The sequence below is a fragment of the Streptomyces sp. NPDC058632 genome (genome assembly GCF_042717095.1).
GTDB lineage: Bacteria > Actinomycetota > Actinomycetes > Streptomycetales > Streptomycetaceae > Streptomyces.
This window is the reverse complement of record NZ_JBHXQZ010000007.1, coordinates 36465-54076: the sequence shown is the minus strand read 5'-3', so window position 1 is coordinate 54076 and position 17612 is coordinate 36465. Positions and strand designations below refer to the sequence as shown.

The window sequence follows — 17612 nt, the reverse complement described above, 5'->3', positions numbered from 1 at the left end:
CCTCAGCCGCGGGCCCGCTGGGTGACGGCGATGCACACCAGTACCGCCGCCGCCGTCAGCGGGGCGGCCGCGGTCAGGTGCTCGCCCAGGAGGAGCACCGACCACACCAGGGTGAGCAGCGGCTGGGCGAGCTGGAGCTGACTGGCCCGGGGGATGCCGATCGCCGCCATGCCCCGGTACCAGACGACCAGCCCCAGGAACTGGGACCCCGCCGCCACCCACAGCACCCCGGCCACGCTGTGCGCGGTCAGCCGCACCGGCTCGACGGCCAGCGCGAGGGCCGCGGCCGGTACGGCGAGCGGCAGGCACAGCACCAGCGCCCAGCCGATCACCTGCCAGCCCGGCATCACCCGGGCCAGCCTGCCGCCCTCCGTGTACCCGGCCGCGCACACCACCAGCGCCGCGAAGAGGTACAGATCGGCCGTGGTCAGCGCGCCGCCGCTCTGCCGCACCGTGAAGACCGCCACCGCCGCGGCACCGGCCAGCGCCGCAGCCCAGAAAGTGCGTGACGGACGGGAGCCGACACGCAGGGCGGAGAACAGCGCGGTGGTGAGCGGGAGCAGGCCGACCACGACCGCCGCGTGCGCGGTGGTCGACGTCTGCAGGGCCAGCGTGGTCAGCAGCGGGAACCCGAGGACGACCCCGGCGGCGACCACCGCGAGCCCCGGCCAGTGCCGGCGGGCGGGCAGCGGCACACCGCGCCACCGCGTCAGACCCTTCCGGGGGCGCACCGCGGCACCCGCCGCTCCCGCCTCCGGGGCCCCCGCCCGCGCCCCCAGGGCGAGCAGGCAGCCGCCCGCGATCAGCCCCGCCAGCACGCAGCGCACGGCCACCAGCGACCAGGGACCGAAGCCCTCCAGTCCCCAGGCGGTGGCAGGGAAGGTGAGGGAGAAGGCGATGACACCGAGGGCGGCCTGCAGGGTGCCGAAGCCGGCCCGGTCCCCTCGGGCGGGGACCGCTATCGGGGTCGCGGCAGTAGCGCTACTCTGTGCTCTCATGCATGAGCGTAGCAGCGGTGCCGAACTGGCGGATCGGCTGCGACAGGAGCTGGACCGCTACTCACCCGGTGGAAAGCTCCCGTCGAGTCGGGTCCTCGTGGAGCGGTTCCGGGTGAGCCCCGTGACCGTCTCGCGGGCACTGGCGCAGCTCGCCGCCGAGGGACTGGTGGTGACCCGGCCGGGCGCCGGCGCGTTCCGTGCCGCCGCCCGGCCCGCCTTCCCGGTCGCCGCGGCCGGTGACACCTCCTGGCAGGAGGTCGCCCTCAGCGCCGACGGTGCCGCCGATCTCGTTCCGCGCTCGGTCGACGCCTCCGGCGTCCTGGTCTCGCTCGCCGCCCCGGCGCCCGGCGTGATCGAGTTCAACGGAGGTTATCTGCACCCCTCGCTGCAGCCGGAGCGCGCGATGGCGGCGGCGCTCTCCCGGGCCGGGCGCCGGCCGGGAGCCTGGGGGAGGCCGCCCGTGGAGGGGTTGCCGGAGCTGCGCGAGTGGTTCGCCCGCAGCGTCGGGGGCGCGGTCACCGCGGCGGGGGTGCTGATCACCGCGGGCGGCCAGTCCGCGCTGACCACCGCCCTGCGCGCGCTCGCCCCGCCCGGTGCCCCCGTCCTCGTGGAGTCACCCACCTACCCCGGCATGCTGGCCGTCGCCCGCGCCGCCGGACTGCGCCCGGTGCCCGTCCCGGTGGACGCGGACGGCGTACGGCCACAGCTGCTCGCCGACGCCTTCCGCGCCACCGGCGCCCGGGTTTTCGTCTGCCAGCCCCTGTTCCAGAACCCCACCGGCGCCGTACTCGCCCCCGAACGGCGCGGTGAGGTACTGCGCATCGCACGCGAGGCGGGGGCGTTCGTCGTCGAGGACGACTTCGTCCGGCGCCTGATCCACGAGGACGCGGGCCCCCTCCCGCGCCCGCTGGCCGCCGACGACCCCGACGGCGTCGTCGTCCACGTCTGCTCGCTCACCAAGGCGACCTCGCCGAGCTTCCGGGTGAGCGCCCTGGCCGCGCACGGCCCGGTCCTCGAGCGGCTGCGCGCCATCCAGATCGTCGACACCTTCTTCGTCCCCCGCCCTCTCCAGGAGGCCGCGCTCGAACTCGTCGGATCGCCCGCCTGGCCACGCCACCTGCGGGCGGTCTCCGCCGAGTTGAGAGCCCGCCGGGACGTGATGACCGCGGCGCTCCGGCTCCGGCTGCCCGAACTCGCCCTGCCGCACATCCCGGCCGGCGGCTACCACCTGTGGCTGCGCCTGCCCGACGGCACCGGGGGCACCTCCCGGGCTTTCGGCCCCGGGGGAGAGTCCGCCCTGACCGCGGCGGCCCTGCGCGCCGGCGTGGCGGTCACCCCGGGCCGTCCGTACTTCAGCGCCGAGCCCCCGGCCCCGCACCTGCGGCTGAGCTTCGCGGCGGTCGCGGGCACCGGGGAGATCACGGAGGGGGTACGGCGGTTGCGTACAGCCTGGGACGAGGTGTCGGGGCGGACGGGGTGAGGGGGCGGCGCTTCACGCCGGTTTGTCCGGCAGGTCCCGACCGCTGTCGGGCGACCTGATGGACTCCGGGTAACACCATGGCCGTACCCCTTGATTTGTGCACTTCAGGCACTGACCATCGCGGCATGGCACTTCGGGTCACGTTCGTTGCCGCAGCGGGGAGCGCCTCGCGACTGACCGAGCGTTTCGAGGACGACCGGCCACTGGATCACGCCGGGTGGAGCGATGTGCAGCGGGTGGCCCGTGAGCTGCTGCCGCTCGCCGCGGCCGATCTGCGCTACTGCTCGCCGAACCCGCGCAGCCGTGCCACCGGGGAAGGCCTCGGCTACGCCCCACTGGTCCAGCTCGCCCTGCGCGACTGCGCCATGGGCCGCTGGCGCGGGCTGACCCTGGGGGAGGCCATGGCCCGCGAACCGGAGGCCGTGGACGTCTGGCTCGCCGACCCGCGCGCCACCCCGTACGGCGGGGAGTCGCTCCTGGACTTCATCACCCGCGTCGGCAACTGGCTCGACACCCGGCCGGCCGAGGAGGACTGCCGGGTCGTCGCGGTGGCCGAACCGTCCGTCATCCGCGCCGCGCTGGTGTACGCGCTGAAGGCGCCGCCCGCGACCTACTGGAACATCGACGTCCGCTCGCTGTCACGGGTCGGCGTCACCGGACGGGCGGGCCGCTGGAGCCTGCGCATCGAAGGGGTCGCCGCCCGGTCGACGCGGATCTAGGGTCCTTTCGCCGCCCGGGCGACGGTGACCGTTCGCCGGTCAGGGGTGGTGGCCGGTCAGCCCACGCGGGCGTAGCCGGTGTCGAGTACGAGGTCCTTGGCCGGACCGCGCACCCGCCAGACCGTCCGCCAGTGATCCTCGTCGCGGACGGTGAACTCGCCCCGGTAGAGGTCCGCGGAACAGGGGTGGTCGGCGACGTACCGGCCTGCCGAGAGGTCCAGACGATGGAACGGCCGGCCGTCCGCGAACCGCACGTCCACCGCGCCGCCGGGGTGTGGCCCGCGGCTCGTCGCCGGCAGGAAGCGCAGGGTGCGTTCCGCGGGCCGGGGGACGCCCTGCCAGGTGAAGGTGCCGGACTCCTGGTGCAGCAGGCCACCGTCCTCCGGCAGGCCACCGTCCTCCGGCGGGCCGCCGCCCTTCAGCGGGCCGAAAAACGTGGTGCCCTCGAACCGTCCGAGGTCGCCGCTCGCCAGGTCCCGCACGGTCCGGGTCACCCGCCAGCTCCCCCTCAGAAAGGCCAGTGCGTCCGGTACCGGCCAGAACTCGCCCATCCCGCACCGCTCCTCGTCATCTCCGTCGCGCACGAACCATTGACGTGCTCCTGCCTCCTCCCTATCTTGCCGTTCGAAGTGCTGACTGTCGCTCGAAATATCGAACGCATCTCGAGAATGCCAGGCGAAGCTCCACCCACTCCTACCGAGAGCCGCGGAGTATCCATGTCACGCACCGCCCGCACCCGTCCACGCGCCCGCGCCCGTCTCAGAACGGGGCTCGCCGCCACCGCGCTGCTGACCGCCGCCGCCCTGCTGCCGGCCCCCGCGCACGCCGAGGACGTCACCGACTACACGATCACCGTCGACCCGCGCGCCGAGGGCGCCGCGATCGACGACACGATGTACGGCGTCTTCTTCGAGGACATCAACCGCGCCGCCGACGGCGGGCTGTACGCCGAGCTCGTGCAGAACCGGTCCTTCGAGTACTCCACCGCCGACAACGGCTCCTACACGCCCCTGACCTCCTGGACGGCCGGCGGCACGGCCGAGGTGCGCGACGACTCCGGCCGGCTCAACGAACGCAACCGCAACTACCTCTCCCTGGAAGCCGGTTCGTCCGTCACGAACGCGGGCTACAACACCGGCGTCCGGGTGGAGCAGGGCAAGCGGTACGACTTCTCCGTCTGGGCCCGCGCCGAGAGCGGCAGCACCCTCACCGCCACGCTCAAGGACGCCGCCGGCACCCTCGCGAACGCCCGCCGGGTGTCCGTCAGGGGCGGCTGGGCCCGGTACGAGGCCACCTTCACCGCGACCCGCACCAGCAACCGCGGCCGCCTGGCCGTCGCCTCCTCCGGCGCCGCCGCCCTCGACATGGTGTCGCTGTTCCCGCGCGACACCTACAAGGGGCAGCCGAACGGCCTGCGCAAGGACCTCGCCGAGAAGATCGCCGCCCTGAACCCCGGATTCGTCCGCTTCCCCGGCGGCTGCCTGGTCAACACCGGTTCCATGGAGGACTACAGCGAGGGCTCCGGCTGGCAGCGCAAGCGGTCCTACCAGTGGAAGGACACCGTCGGACCGGTCGAGGAGCGTGCCACCAACGCCAACTTCTGGGGCTACAACCAGAGCTACGGCCTCGGTTACTACGAGTACTTCCGCTTCGCCGAGGACGTCGGCGCGATGCCGCTCCCGGTCGTGCCCGCGCTGGTCACCGGGTGCGGCCAGAACAGGGCCACGGACGACGAGGAACTGCTGGAGCGGCACATCCAGGACACCCTCGACCTGATCGAGTTCGCCAACGGCCCGGCGAACTCGACCTGGGGCAAGGTGCGTACCGAGATGGGGCACCGGGGGCCCTTCGGCCTCACCCACATCGGGGTCGGCAACGAGGAGAACCTGCCCAGGGAGTTCTACGCCCGCTTCGAGCGGTTCCGCACGGCGATCGAGGCCCGGTACCCGGACATCACCGTCATCTCCAACTCCGGTCCGGACGACACCGGTACGACCTTCGACACCCTCTGGCAGCTCAACCGCGACGGCGACGTCGACATGGTCGACGAGCACTACTACAACAGCCCGCAGTGGTTCCTGCGGAACAACGACCGCTACGACTCCTACGACCGCGGCGGCCCGAAGGTCTTCCTCGGCGAGTACGCCTCGCAGGGCAACGCCTGGAAGAACGGCCTGGCCGAAGCCGCGTTCATGACGGGCCTGGAACGCAACGCGGACATCGTCGAACTCGCCTCGTACGCACCACTGCTGGCCAACGAGGACTACGTCCAGTGGTCGCCGGACATGATCTGGTTCAACAACCACGCCTCCTGGGGCTCGGTCAACTACGAGGTCCAGAAGCTGTTCATGACCAACGCCGGTGACCGTGTCGTCCCGTCGGAGGCCGGCGGCACCCCGGACGTCAGCGGTCCCATCAGCGGCGCGGTCGGCCTGTCGACCTGGGCCACCGGCGCCGCGTACGACGACGTGCGGGTGACCGCCGCCGACGGCACGCCCCTGCTGAGCGACGACTTCTCCGGCGACGCCTCGCAGTGGACGCACAGCGGCGGCGGCAGCTGGAGCGTCCAGGACGGCCAGTACGTCCAGACCGACGAGGCCGCCGAGAACACCCTGGTCACGGCGGGCGACCCGGCCTGGCAGGACTACGACCTGCACGTGAGGGCGACCAAGAAGTCCGGCAAGGAAGGCTTCCTCGTCGCCTTCGGGGTCAAGGACACCGGAAACTACTACTGGTGGAACCTGGGCGGCTGGAACAACACCCAGTCCGCCGTCGAACAGGCCTCGGACGGCGGCAAGTCGACGCTGCTCTCCAAGGCAGGGTCGATCGAGACGGGCCGCGCCTACGACATCGACATCAAGGTGCGCGGCCGCCAGGTGACCCTCTACCTCGACGGACAGGAGTGGGGCGGCTTCACCGACGACAAGCCGGCCGAGCCGTTCCGCCAGGTCGTCACCGAGGACGACCGCACCGGCGACCTGATCGTCAAGGTCGTCAACGCCCAGCCGGCCGAGGCCCGCACGGCGATCGACCTCGGCGGCGCGAGGACCGCCACCACCGCCCGGGTGACCACCCTGGCCGCCGACGCGGACGCGGTGAACACCGAGACGGACACGCCGGTGACCCCGGTCGCGTCCACGCTCCGGGGCGTGTCCGACAGGTTCACGTACACGTTCCCGGCCAACTCGGTGACGTTCCTGCGGATCAAGCAGCGCTAGCGGTCCGGGTGCGGGCCGGCGTCTCCGGGAGGCCGGCCCGCACCCGGTGCCAACCGTTGAAACGCCGGCCGTGCCTCAGTGGCGCAGCAGCAGGGTGACGCCGGCCACCACGGCACCGAGCACGACCGCTGCGACGCCGTACGCGAGGCGGTGCGAGCGCAGCCGGGGCAGCAGCCGGTCCACGGCGATCCGGCCGGGGCCGGTCAGGGCGAGCGCCACCGCGGCCAGGGTGAGGAGGAGCTCGTACTCCACGCCCTCCGGGGCGAAGAAGCCGCCGCCCCACTTCACGACGATCGCGTTGACCATCGTGCCGGCGACGGCCGCGGCGGCGAGCGGGGTGAGCAGGCCGAGGGCGAGGCCGAGTCCGCCGAGGGTCTCGGTGAGCCCGGCCACGACGGCGAACGCCTCGGGCGAGGGGTAGCCGAGGGACGTGAAGTACATCCCGGTGCCCTCGATCCCGCCCCCGCCGAACCAGCCGAACAGCTTCTGCGCGCCGTGCACGGCCATCGTCGGACCGAGCACGAGACGCAGCACCAGCAGCCCGGCGTCGTAGGCGCGGGCGGGAACGGCGGGAGCGTCCTGACCGGATGCGGGGGCGGGGCGGGACAAGGTGCTGGTGGGGCTGGTCATGGGGGGCTCCTCGAAAGGGGACGTCGAAGGCGGTGGGGTGGGGGTGCCGCACGTCACTGAGCGGCGCCCCGTTCCGGCAAGCTTGAAGGTTCAAGCTAAACCACGATCGCCTTTGCTTCAACTTTCAATCAGCCGGGGTGTGCTCGGCCGTGCCCGGCCCCGAGCCGAAGTCCGCGCCTGCGCTCTGCCCCGGACGAGGGTGAGGGAGCTGGAAGCCGCCTACGGAACGCTGCGTGCGCAGGCGCTCACTCCGCAGGAGTCACTGGCCTTGGTTGGGAAGCTACTGAGGGAGGAATGAGCGTGGACCGTTCCAGGTACGAGACCGATGACCTTGCCTGGTTCAAGAGCAGTCACAGCGCCGGAGATGGGGGACAGTGCGTCGAGACAGCCGTCTGCCCCGATGTCGTCCGCGTGCGTGACTCCAAGGAAACAGGCCGTCCGGGCGTCGCGGTTCCTTCGGACGCCTGGTCGGCGTTCGTCGGTTTCGCGGCCCGGTAGGGCTGTTTCCGCGGCTGCGCCTCCGGCGGGGCCGAGCGCTTCGGCCGGCCCGCCCGCCCGGCCGAAGCGCTCGTACTGGTGGCAGTCGGCGCCCCGGCGCTGTGTTCACTCCCGCTCCCGCTCCACCGGCAGCCACAGTTCGGCGTCTGCTTCGGTTCCGTCCGGGGAGAGGCGGGTGCGCAGGACTTCCGGGCCGGGGCGTCCGCGGTACGGGTTTGACGGGAACCACTGGGCGAACACGTCCCGCCACAGCTCCTGGATGGCCTGCGGGGCCGGTCCCGAGGTGGTGAAGACGGCCCAGGTGCCGGCCGGGACCGCCAGGGACGTCGTCCCCTCGGGGGCGGTCGCGGACGTGAGCACCCCGTGGTAGTAGTCGAGTTCGGTACCTTCGGCGCGACTGGGGTCCAGGTCGTCGCAGACCGCGACGATGCCCTGCGGATCCTGGTCCGACAGTTTCTCCAGGCGTTCCACGGTCCGCGGGTCGATGCCGCGGACGAAGTCGATGATCGCCCGGTTCGGCCCCGAGTGCACCAGTGGTACCCGGGCCTTGGGGCCGACGACGGTGAAGGCCGGCCGGTCCACCACTCGATAGCGCATGCTGCTGCTCCCTTCGACGGTGAGGCGGAAGGTCAACCGGGGCTGGGAGACGAGTGCGCAGCCGGTGCGCCGGGCCTCGCCCGGACCGACACCGTGCATGGCGCGGAACGCCCGTGCGAACGCCTCCCCGGAGCCGTACCCGTAGCGCATCGCGACCTCCAGCAGCGACTCACGGCCGGCGAGCACCTCGGCGCCCGCCACGGTCAGCCGCCGACGCCGGACGTACTCCGACAACGGCATGCCCGCCAGCGCGGAGAACATCCGGCGCAGGTGATACTCCGAGGTCGTCGCGATACGCGCCAGCCCCACCACGTCGACGGGCCCGTCGAGGTGGCGCTCGATGTGCTCCATGGCCTGGTTGAGCCGCTCCAGCACGCCCGGTCCCCTTCCTTCTTGTGTGCGGTCACCACGCTAGGCAGCACACACCCCGCCGGACCCGACATCCTGTGCCCGATCCGGTCGGGCGCGCACGGCCGTCCCGCCGCGGTGCTGTCACCGAGCGCTTCGGGTGGCCCGGCCGCGCACTGCTCAGATCACCGACGGATGAAGCTGTCAGCGGGTCGTGATGAGCAGTTCGTCGACGGCGGTGCGTATGGACTCGTCCTCGGTGAAGGCACGCCAGCCGCCGAAGTAGTGGAGGCGGCGGTCACGGTTCGGCAGGTCGCGCAGGAGAGGCGCCGCGGGCCGGGCCGCCCTGCCGATCCGGGCCAGATGGCGCACCGCGGGGAGCATGACCGGCAGGTAGGTGTCCTCGGCCAGCTCCTGCACGGCCTCCACCAGGATCGGGACGGTGCTTCCCGTGTCGCCGGTCGTGGCCCACAGGGCATGTGCGGCCTCGACCCTGGTCCAGGGGTCGGTGGCCCCGGTCATCGTGCGGAGCAGGTCCGCCATGCCGGCAGCACGGGGGCCGAGGCCGGCCAGCTTGCGCAGGACCGGGTGGGGGTAGCCGTCCTCGGCAGCAGCGGTCCCCAGCACTTTCAGGACCGGCCCCGGCTCCCCTCCGACCTGCCAGTACGCCCAGGCGGCAAGCTCCGCGTCGGAGCCTGAGCCTGCGGCGGTCGATCGGGTCAGCAGCAGTTCACGTCCCGCGCTGCCCGCCGACCCGATCCCGGCAAGGGCCGTCGCCGCCGCGGTCCATCTCTCGTCGTCGCCCAGCAGGTCGAGCAGGTGCGGCACCGCCGGCCGCGTCGGCATGGGCGGCGGCCGACGGGCCGAGGCAGGCCAGCAGCTCGGTCGCCCGGTAGCGCACTTCGGTGACCGGATCGTCCAGCCGGGCCACGACGGCCGGCAGCAGCGCCTCGGCCGGCGAGCGCCACTGCGACAGCAGCCCGCCCGCCTGTGCCAGACCACCGACCCGCTGCCCTTCGTCGGGATGGTCGGCCAGCAGGCCTTGCGTGAAAGCAGTGGAGGCGGCGAAGGCGGTGGAAGCGGTGGAGGCGCCTGTGAACAGCGCCGCCGTCCAGCCCTGGACACCCTGCGCCCCGCTCTCCAGCGAGCTGGTGCGCTGCCACAACTCCACGCTCGGATCGCGAACAGCGTCCAGCACGAGGTCCAGCCGCCTCGCCGCGAGGCCCGGATCGTCCGCCGCGAGCGCGTGCACCGCTGCCAGACGAAGCTGGGACTCCGGAGAGGCGAGCAGCGAGCGGAGGAGGGAGGCGACCTCGTCGGACCGGTCACCGGCCGGCTCCCGCCGGAGCGCCTGACCGAGTGCGAGGACCAGGTCGAGACGGGTCACCGGATCCCTCTCCGCCCGCCAGCACCGCAGGAGTCCGGGCAGCAGGAGCGCACCGGGGCTGGTGCAGACGCCGACCACGTCGGCCGCGGCGCGCCGGATCTCCGGCTCGGGGTCGGTCAGGAGGGCAAGTACCTCGGGCAGCACCTGCTCCCACGCCGGTGCCCAGCCGGGATCCATGAACCTTCCGGTGACCTGTCCGGCCTCCGTCGCCAGCATGGCCACCAGTTCCAGCAGCGTGCGACGGCTCGGCACCTGCGGGTCGGCAGCCAGGCGAAGCAGAAAAGGCAGGGCGGCCGGGGCAGCGGAGCAGATCCAGCCGCCCTGATGGAAGAGCAGGTTGAGCAGCTCTCCCGCTGCCTCCTCCGCGTCCGTCGGATCCGGCCCCGCGCACCGGTGCAGCAGGCCGGGCACGTCCTCGGCGGACCCGTAGTTGTGCTTCAGCCCCGCCCAGTCGACCGCTCCCAGCCCTTTCCCCATGTGCGGGACCCTAGCGTCACCCCCGGCTGTCACTGAGCACTGCAGTGGGCCCACGAGTAGCGGGCGAGGTGTGTTCCGTGAGGGCGGCCGGGGTGCTCGTGATCCGGCTCACGCAGTTCGGAGCGATGACTCCGACGGTGTCCGTCGGTCGGACGAGTGACAACACCACGCGAGGAAGGCTCGTTCATGACCCACTCGGCCGGCACCCGGCGGGCGGCATCGGACGGCTGGGCGAGCGGCCCGTCCGTTTTCTGGCGGCGGTCGGCCGGAGTGGCCCGGGCCCGCTGCAGGGCGCTGTTGGCCGAGGGGGCCGTGGAGCCGTGCGGGTCGGCGACCTCACGAGCCGAGAAGCCCAGTACGTCCCGCAAGATCGGCGTGGCCCGCTGCCTGGGCGGAAGGTGCCGCGGCGCAGCGACGAACGCCGGTCGTATCGACTCGCCCGTCGTCGCGGCCGCCGCCCCGGCGTCCCCCGTGCCGCACTCCTTCGAAGAGAAGGTTCCAGGTCGCCGTCTGGTGCTTGACTCCAGGGCGAAGCCCACGGCCGAAGCGCGAGGCAACTCTTGCCCGCTCAGTCCCACCGGCGCACACCGGCAGCCCGACCCTCGTTGCATAAACCTGCGCGTCTACGTATAGTCATGCCATCGATGAGGAGGTTTCCGTGAGCGTACGAGTGGCTGTGGCCGGGGCCAGTGGATATGCGGGCGGGGAGCTCTTGAGGCTGCTGCTCGCGCACCCGGGAGTGAAGATCGGTGCGCTGACCGGGAACTCCAACGCCGGGCAGCGGCTCGGGAGCCTGCAGCCGCACCTGGTGCCGCTCGCCGAGCGGGTGCTGGAGCCGACCACGGCCGAGGTGCTCGCCGGGCAGGGCCGACGGCACGACGTGGTCTTCCTCGCGCTGCCGCACGGCCGGTCCGCCGCCGTCGCCGAGCAGCTCGGGCCGGACGTGCTCGTCGTCGACATGGGCGCCGACCACCGGCTCGCCGACGCCGGTGACTGGGAGAGGTTCTACGACTCCCCGCACGCCGGTACCTGGCCCTACGGCCTGCCCGAACTGCCGGGCGGCCGCGCCGCGCTGGAGGGGTCCAAGCGCATCGCGGTGCCCGGCTGCTACCCGACCGCCGTCTCACTCGCCCTGTTCCCGGCGTACACGGCGGGCCTCGCCGAGGCCGAGGCGGTGATCGTCGCCGCCTCCGGCACCTCCGGCGCCGGCAAGGCGGCCAAGCCGCATCTGCTGGGCAGCGAGGTCATGGGGTCGATGTCGCCGTACGGCGTCGGCGGCGTCCACCGGCACACCCCCGAGATGATCCAGAACCTCAGCGCCGCGGCGGGGGAGCGGGTCTGCGTCTCCTTCACGCCGACGCTCGCGCCGATGCCCCGCGGCATCCTCGCCACCTGCACCGCCAAGGCCCGGCCCGGCGTCACCGCCGCGGCCGTCCGGGCCGCCTACGAGAAGGCGTTCGCCGACGAACCCTTCGTCCACCTCCTCCCCGAGGGCCAGTGGCCCGCGACGGCGTCCGTCCACGGTTCCAACGCCGTTCAGGTCCAGGTCGCGTACGACGAGGCCGCGGGGCGGATCATCGCGATCAGCGCCATCGACAACCTCACCAAGGGCACCGCGGGCGGCGCTCTGCAGAGCATGAACATCGCCCTGGGGCTCGACGAGTCCACCGGACTGACCACGATCGGAGTCGCGCCGTGAGTGTGACGGCAGCAAAGGGATTCACGGCGGCGGGCATCGCCGCCGGGATCAAGGAGAACGGCAACCCCGACCTGGCCCTCGTGGTCAACAACGGGCCGCGCCGCGCCGCCGCGGGCGTCTTCACCTCCAACCGCGTCAAGGCCGCACCCGTGCTCTGGTCCGAGCAGGTGCTCAAGAGCGGCCAGGTCGGCGCCGTCGTCCTCAACTCAGGTGGTGCCAACGCCTGTACGGGGCCCAAGGGGTTCCAGGACACCCACACCACCGCCGAGCGGACCGCCGAGATCCTCGGCACGGGCGCGGGCGGGATCGCCGTCTGCTCCACCGGGCTCATCGGCGTCACCCTCCCCATGGACAAGCTGCTGCCGGGACTGGAGACGGCCGCCGGTCAGCTGTCCGAGCACGGCGGCGAGAAGGCCGCCATCGCCATCAAGACCACGGACAGCGTCCATAAGACCGCCGTCGTGACGAAGGACGGCTGGACCGTCGGCGGCATGGCCAAGGGCGCCGGCATGCTCGCCCCCGGCCTCGCCACCATGCTGGTCGTCCTCACCACCGACGCCGACGTCGAAGCCGAGGCACTGGACCGGGCCCTGCGCGCCGCCACCCGGGTCACCTTCGACCGCGTCGACTCCGACGGCTGCATGTCCACCAACGACACCGTGCTGCTGCTCGCCTCCGGCGCCACCGGCGTCACCCCCGCCCACGAGGAGTTCGCCGAGGCCGTACGCGCCGTCTGCGACGACCTCGGCCAGCAGCTCATCCGTGACGCCGAGGGAGCCAGCAAGGACATCAAGGTCGAGGTCGTGGGCGCCGCGACCGAGGACGACGCCGTCGAGGTGGGCCGCTCCATCGCCCGCAACAACCTCCTCAAGTGCGCCATCCACGGCGAGGACCCCAACTGGGGCCGGGTGCTGTCCGCGATCGGCACGACGAAGGCCGCCTTCGAGCCCGACGGACTAGACGTCGCCATCAACGGCGTCTGGGTGTGCAAGAACGGCGGCGTCGGCGAGGACCGCGACAAGGTCGACATGCGCTACCGCGAGGTCCACATCGTCGCCGACCTCGGCGCCGGTGAGGCGACCGCCACCATCTGGACCAACGACCTCACCGCCGACTACGTCCACGAGAACAGCGCGTACTCCTCATGAGCACCACCCGCAAGCACACCGCCCTGCCCAAGGCGCAGATCCTCATCGAGGCGCTGCCCTGGCTGACCCGGCACCACGGGAAGACCGTCGTCATCAAGTTCGGCGGCAACGCCATGGTGGACGAGGAACTGAAGAACGCCTTCGCCCAGGACGTCGTCTTCCTGCGGCACGCCGGCCTCAAGCCGGTCGTCGTGCACGGCGGCGGCCCGCAGATCAGTGCCGCGCTCGACCGGCACGGCATCGTCAGCGAGTTCAAGGCCGGTCTCAGGGTGACCACCGAGGACGCCATGGACGTCGTACGGATGGTGCTCGCCGGACAGGTGCAGCGCGAACTGGTCGGACTGCTCAACCGGCACGGACCGTTCGCCGTCGGCCTCACCGGCGAGGACGCGCACACCATCACCGCGACCCGGCACCAGCCGAGGATCGACGGGGAACCGGTCGACATCGGGCGGGTCGGCGAGATCACCGAGATCGACACCGGCGCCATCGAGGCCCTGCTCGCCGACGGCCGTATACCGGTCGTCTCGTCCATCGCCCGGAGTCAGGACGACCACCATGTCTACAACGTCAATGCTGATACGGCGGCTGCGGCACTCGCTGCTGCTCTGGACGCCGAGACCCTCATGGTCCTCACCGACGTCGAGGGGCTCTACGAGGACTGGCCGAACTCCGACGAGGTGATCAGCCGCCTCACCGCGTCCCAGCTCGAGAAGCTGCTGCCGGAGCTGTCCTCGGGCATGGTGCCGAAGATGGAGGGCTGCCTGCACGCCGTGCGCAACGGCGTGACCACCGCCCGCGTCATCGACGGCCGGGTCCAGCACTCGATCCTGCTGGAGATCTTCACCGACGAGGGCATCGGCACCATGGTCGTGCCCGACGGGACACCGCACGCACAGGGGGAGTCGTGAGCAACGAGGAGCTGAGCGCGCGGTGGCAGGGCGCGCTCATGAACAACTACGGCACTCCGAAGCTGTCCCTGGTCAGCGGCGCGGGCACCATCGTCCGCGACGCCGACGGCAAGGAGTACACCGACTTCGTCGGCGGCATCGCCGTCAACGCGCTCGGCCACGCCCACCCGGCCGTCGTCGAGGCCGTCAGCCGGCAGATCGCCTCCCTCGGCCATGTCTCCAACCTGTTCGTCGCCGAGCCGCCCGTCGCGCTCGCCGAACGGCTCCTGAGGCTCTTCGGCCGCGCCGGCCGGGTGTACTTCTGCAACTCGGGAGCCGAGGCCAACGAGGCCGCGTTCAAGATCGGACGGCTCACCGGCCGGGCCCGCATGGTCGCCGCCGACGGCGGCTTCCACGGCCGCACCATGGGCGCCCTCGCGCTCACCGGCCAGCCGGGCAAGCGGGAGCCGTTCGCGCCGCTGCCCGGGGACGTCACCCACGTCCCCTACGGCGACGCGCAGGCGCTGGCCGCCGCGGTCACCGACGACACGGCGCTGGTGATCATCGAGCCGATCCAGGGCGAGAACGGGGTCGTGGTGCCCCCGCCCGGCTATCTGAAGGCCGCCCGCGCCATCACGGCCGCCACGGGCGCGCTGCTCGTCCTGGACGAGGTGCAGACCGGCATCGGCCGCACCGGCAACTGGTTCGAGTACCAGGCCCACGAAGGCGTCCTGCCCGACGTCGTCACCCTCGCCAAGGGGCTCGGCGGCGGGCTGCCGATCGGCGCGACGGTCGCCTTCGGACGCGCCGCGGACCTGCTGCACCCCGGCCAGCACGGCACGACCTTCGGGGGCAACCCGGTCGCCTGCGCCGCCGGACTGGCCGTCCTCGACACCATCGGGAACGAAGGACTGCTCGAGAACGTCAAGCGGCAGGGCGAGCGGCTGCGCGAGGGGATCGAGTCCCTCGGCAACCCGCTGATCAACCATGTCCGGGGCGCCGGCCTGCTCCTGGGTATCGTGCTCACCGAACCGCTCGCGCCCCAGGTGCAACAGGCGGCTCAGGACGCCGGCTTCCTGGTGAACGCGCCCGCCCCCGATGTCGTACGGCTCATGCCGCCCCTGATCCTCGGGGACGACGCGGTGGACGCCTTCCTCGGGGCGCTGCCCGGCATCCTGGACGCCGTCGGCCGGACGGCGGACGCAGAAGGACGAGCCGGACAGTGAGCCGGACGACGAGCCGGGTGAGACCCGCACGACGAGCAGGGCGATGAACCGGATCACGAGCCGTCCGGAGCACGCCCCGAGGACGACCGGAGAATGAGACGACGATGAGCCACGATCAGGACCACGGACAGCCTGCCGGGCCTGCCGTACCGCAGACCCGCACCGCGCGCCACCGCCGGATCGTGGACATCCTCAACCGGCAACCCGTCCGCTCGCAGAGCCAGTTGGCGAAGCTGCTCGCCGATCACGGACTGACCGTCACCCAGGCGACGCTCTCCCGGGACCTGGACGAGCTGAACGCGGTGAAGATCCGTGACACCGACGGCGACCTCATCTACGCGGTGCCGAGCGAGGGCGGATTCCGCACTCCGCGCGCACCGCTCGGGGAGTCCGCGAAGGAGGAACGGATGCGGCGGCTCTCCCAGGAGCTGCTGATCTCCGCGGAGGCGTCCGCCAACCTCGTCGTCCTGCGCACCCCGCCGGGCGCCGCCCAGTTCCTGGCCTCGGCGATCGACCAGGCCGAGCTGCACGACATCCTGGGGACCATCGCCGGTGACGACACCCTCATGCTGATCAGCCGCGACCCGGTGGGCGGGCAGGCGCTGGCCGAGCACATGCTGAGGCTGGCGCAGAACGGGAACTGAACGGGCCGTGGGACCGCTCGCCGCTCACGGGGGTCCGGCGCCACTCATCCCAGCCGGGACGCCAGGCCCCCCGTGCAGCGCACCTCGTCGCCCGCGGTGATCAGCAGCGCCTCCACACCGGGCAGTGTCTCCAGCCACGCGAGGCCCTCCCGGGACCCCATCGCGAAGGCGGCCGTGGCCCAGCAGTCGGCCCAGGTCAGCCTGGGCGCCACCACGGTCACCGCGACCAGGTCGGTGACCGCGGAGCGGCCGGTGCGCGGATCGACGATGTGATCGCCGCGCTCGGCGGTGCCCGAGGTGGCGACGGCCAGCTCGTCGGCCCCGGCGGCGGAGACGACGGCCGCGAGGCCGCCCGGACGGAGCGGGTCCGCCACCCCCACCCGCCACGGCCGCCCGGCGCCCGGCGTACCCAGCAGCTGCACGTCACCGCCGCCGTTGAGGCTCACCCCGGCGGCCCCGGCCCGAGCGAGCCGTCGCGCCGCCCGCTCGGTCGCCCAGCCCTTGACGATGCCGGTCGGGTCGAGCCGGCCGCGGTAGCGCGTGCTGAACCAGCCGTCGCTCACCCGTTCCGCCTCCGCGGCCAGCTCCAGGACCTCGGCGACCTCGGGGTCGCATTCCCCGACCGTCAGCTCGCCGCGCGCCAGCCGCGAGATCTGCGAGTCGTCGCGGTAGGTGCTGAACACCTCGTCGACGCGGCGCAGCCCGGCGGCCGCGTCCTCCAGCGCCGCGTGCACGGCGGCGGATTCCCCGCCGCGGACGTCGAAGGAGAAGACGGTCCCCATCGTCTCCTCCGTGCGACGCACCGCGGCGGGAGCCTGCGCGGACTCGGCCACCGTCTCAGCCACCGGCCTGGTCCAGTGCGGACTGCAGCGACTTCTTGTATCCCGCGCTGGTGTACGTGGCGCCCGACACGGCGTCGATGTCCGCGCCGCCGGTCTTCACGACGGCCTGGTTGAGCCTCGGGACCGACAGGTTGGTGACCCGGTCGCTCTGGCCGCCCTTGGGCGCCTGCACCGCCTCGGCCTTGGTGATCTTCCCGCCTTCGACGGTGATCCGGACCTGTACGGCTCCGTACTCCGTCTGCGCCGCGTCGCCGGTCACCGTGCCGTCCTTGAGGTCGGCCCGGGCGTTCCCGCCGCCTGCCCCCTGCCCGCTCCCGGCGGAACCGTCACCCGCGGAGGCGTCACCCGCGGAATCGTCTCCGGCGGAGTCCCCACCGCTCCCGGCGGCTCCGGCCGCTCCGGCGGCCTTCGCCTTGTCCAGCGCGGACTGCAGCGACTTCTTGTATCCGGCGCTGGTGTACGTGGCACCGGACACCGCGTCGATCTCGCCGTTCTGCGCGGCGACCGCGGCCTGGTTGAGCTTGGGTACGGCGTTGGCGTTGATCTGGTCGCTCTGGCCGCCCTTGGGGGACTGGACGGCTTCGGCCTTGGTGATCTTTCCGCCGCTGACGGTCAGGCGCACCTGGACCGCGCCGTACTGGGTGTCGGCCGCGTCACCGGTGACGGTGCCGTCGCCGAGGGCCTGCTCGCCGCCCTCGCCGTTCCCGCTCCCGGCGGCTCCGGCGGCCTTCGCCTTGTCCAGCGCGGACTGCAGCGACTTCTTGTATCCGGCGCTGGTGTACGTGGCACCGGACACCGCGTCGATCTCGCC

Annotated in this window: 18 protein-coding genes; 9 read left to right on the top strand and 9 right to left on the bottom strand. The window is 72.5% G+C overall.

The window, feature by feature from the left end:
* Positions 1 to 2: 2 nt before the first annotated feature.
* The gene (locus tag ACFWVE_RS04930; RefSeq protein WP_384008273.1) at positions 3 to 998 is read right to left on the bottom strand and encodes a DMT family transporter; all 996 of its coding nucleotides are present in this window, start codon (positions 996 to 998) and stop codon (positions 3 to 5) included.
* Here ACFWVE_RS04930 and ACFWVE_RS04925 point away from each other — a divergent pair.
* Positions 997 to 2478 carry a PLP-dependent aminotransferase family protein gene (locus ACFWVE_RS04925; RefSeq protein ID WP_384008271.1) on the top strand — a complete coding sequence of 494 codons (1482 nt, stop codon included), beginning with the start codon at positions 997 to 999 and terminating at the stop codon, positions 2476 to 2478. The genes ACFWVE_RS04930 and ACFWVE_RS04925 overlap by 2 nt on opposite strands.
* A gap of 125 nt (positions 2479 to 2603) precedes the next feature.
* A complete protein-coding gene (locus tag ACFWVE_RS04920) occupies positions 2604 to 3197 on the top strand; it encodes a histidine phosphatase family protein (RefSeq protein ID WP_384008269.1) in 594 nt (197 codons plus the stop codon).
* Positions 3198 to 3253: 56 nt separating this feature from the next.
* Here the strand turns inward: ACFWVE_RS04920 and ACFWVE_RS04915 are convergent, their stop codons facing one another.
* Entirely contained in the window at positions 3254 to 3748 is a 495-nt protein-coding gene (locus ACFWVE_RS04915; RefSeq protein ID WP_384008358.1) for a DUF6314 family protein, read from the bottom strand.
* A gap of 165 nt (positions 3749 to 3913) precedes the next feature.
* On the opposite strand from ACFWVE_RS04915, the gene ACFWVE_RS04910 reads away from it, so the two are divergent.
* A complete protein-coding gene (locus ACFWVE_RS04910; protein WP_384008267.1) occupies positions 3914 to 6415 on the top strand; it encodes an alpha-L-arabinofuranosidase C-terminal domain-containing protein in 2502 nt (833 codons plus the stop codon).
* A 75-nt stretch (positions 6416 to 6490) separates the two neighbouring features.
* Here the strand turns inward: ACFWVE_RS04910 and ACFWVE_RS04905 are convergent, their stop codons facing one another.
* Positions 6491 to 7045: a DoxX family protein gene (locus tag ACFWVE_RS04905; protein WP_384008265.1), complete on the bottom strand. Its 555-nt coding sequence runs from the start codon at positions 7043 to 7045 to the stop codon at positions 6491 to 6493.
* Between the two features lie 294 nt (positions 7046 to 7339).
* On the opposite strand from ACFWVE_RS04905, the gene ACFWVE_RS04900 reads away from it, so the two are divergent.
* Entirely contained in the window at positions 7340 to 7543 is a 204-nt protein-coding gene (locus tag ACFWVE_RS04900; RefSeq protein ID WP_384008263.1) for a DUF397 domain-containing protein, read from the top strand.
* A 105-nt stretch (positions 7544 to 7648) separates the two neighbouring features.
* On the opposite strand, the gene ACFWVE_RS04895 is transcribed toward ACFWVE_RS04900, so the two are convergent.
* From ACFWVE_RS04895 to ACFWVE_RS04880, 4 genes are all read right to left on the bottom strand, one after another.
* The gene (locus ACFWVE_RS04895) at positions 7649 to 8515 is read right to left on the bottom strand and encodes an effector binding domain-containing protein (RefSeq protein ID WP_384008261.1); all 867 of its coding nucleotides are present in this window, start codon (positions 8513 to 8515) and stop codon (positions 7649 to 7651) included.
* A gap of 177 nt (positions 8516 to 8692) precedes the next feature.
* Positions 8693 to 9115, bottom strand: a complete 423-nt coding sequence (locus ACFWVE_RS04890) for a hypothetical protein (RefSeq protein WP_384008259.1) — start codon at positions 9113 to 9115, stop codon at positions 8693 to 8695.
* Between the two features lie 103 nt (positions 9116 to 9218).
* Positions 9219 to 10352 (bottom strand): HEAT repeat domain-containing protein, encoded by a 1134-nt coding sequence (locus ACFWVE_RS04885; RefSeq protein WP_384008257.1) that lies wholly within the window; start codon positions 10350 to 10352, stop codon positions 9219 to 9221.
* A gap of 29 nt (positions 10353 to 10381) precedes the next feature.
* Complete coding sequence (locus tag ACFWVE_RS04880; protein ID WP_384008256.1) at positions 10382 to 10963, bottom strand: sigma factor-like helix-turn-helix DNA-binding protein; 582 nt, start codon at positions 10961 to 10963, stop codon at positions 10382 to 10384.
* Between the two features lie 47 nt (positions 10964 to 11010).
* Here ACFWVE_RS04880 and argC point away from each other — a divergent pair, with 47 nt between their 5' ends.
* The 5 genes from argC (at position 11011) to ACFWVE_RS04855 (ending at position 15959) form a co-directional block, all read left to right on the top strand.
* Positions 11011 to 12051: an N-acetyl-gamma-glutamyl-phosphate reductase gene (gene argC / locus ACFWVE_RS04875; RefSeq protein ID WP_384008254.1), complete on the top strand. Its 1041-nt coding sequence runs from the start codon at positions 11011 to 11013 to the stop codon at positions 12049 to 12051.
* The gene (argJ, locus tag ACFWVE_RS04870) at positions 12048 to 13199 is read left to right on the top strand and encodes a bifunctional glutamate N-acetyltransferase/amino-acid acetyltransferase ArgJ (protein WP_384008252.1); all 1152 of its coding nucleotides are present in this window, start codon (positions 12048 to 12050) and stop codon (positions 13197 to 13199) included. The genes argC and argJ overlap by 4 nt, the downstream gene beginning before the upstream one ends.
* Complete coding sequence (gene argB / locus ACFWVE_RS04865; protein ID WP_384008250.1) at positions 13196 to 14110, top strand: acetylglutamate kinase; 915 nt, start codon at positions 13196 to 13198, stop codon at positions 14108 to 14110. The genes argJ and argB overlap by 4 nt, the downstream gene beginning before the upstream one ends.
* Positions 14107 to 15315 carry an acetylornithine transaminase gene (locus ACFWVE_RS04860; RefSeq protein WP_384008248.1) on the top strand — a complete coding sequence of 403 codons (1209 nt, stop codon included), beginning with the start codon at positions 14107 to 14109 and terminating at the stop codon, positions 15313 to 15315. The genes argB and ACFWVE_RS04860 overlap by 4 nt, the downstream gene beginning before the upstream one ends.
* 104 nt (positions 15316 to 15419) lie before the next feature.
* Positions 15420 to 15959: an arginine repressor gene (locus ACFWVE_RS04855; RefSeq protein ID WP_257849992.1), complete on the top strand. Its 540-nt coding sequence runs from the start codon at positions 15420 to 15422 to the stop codon at positions 15957 to 15959.
* A gap of 44 nt (positions 15960 to 16003) precedes the next feature.
* Here the strand turns inward: ACFWVE_RS04855 and ACFWVE_RS04850 are convergent, their stop codons facing one another.
* Complete coding sequence (locus ACFWVE_RS04850; protein WP_384008356.1) at positions 16004 to 16741, bottom strand: FAD:protein FMN transferase; 738 nt, start codon at positions 16739 to 16741, stop codon at positions 16004 to 16006.
* A 55-nt stretch (positions 16742 to 16796) separates the two neighbouring features.
* Positions 16797 to 17606 (bottom strand): FMN-binding protein, encoded by an 810-nt coding sequence (locus tag ACFWVE_RS04845; protein WP_384008354.1) that lies wholly within the window; start codon positions 17604 to 17606, stop codon positions 16797 to 16799.
* Positions 17607 to 17612 lie beyond the last annotated feature (6 nt).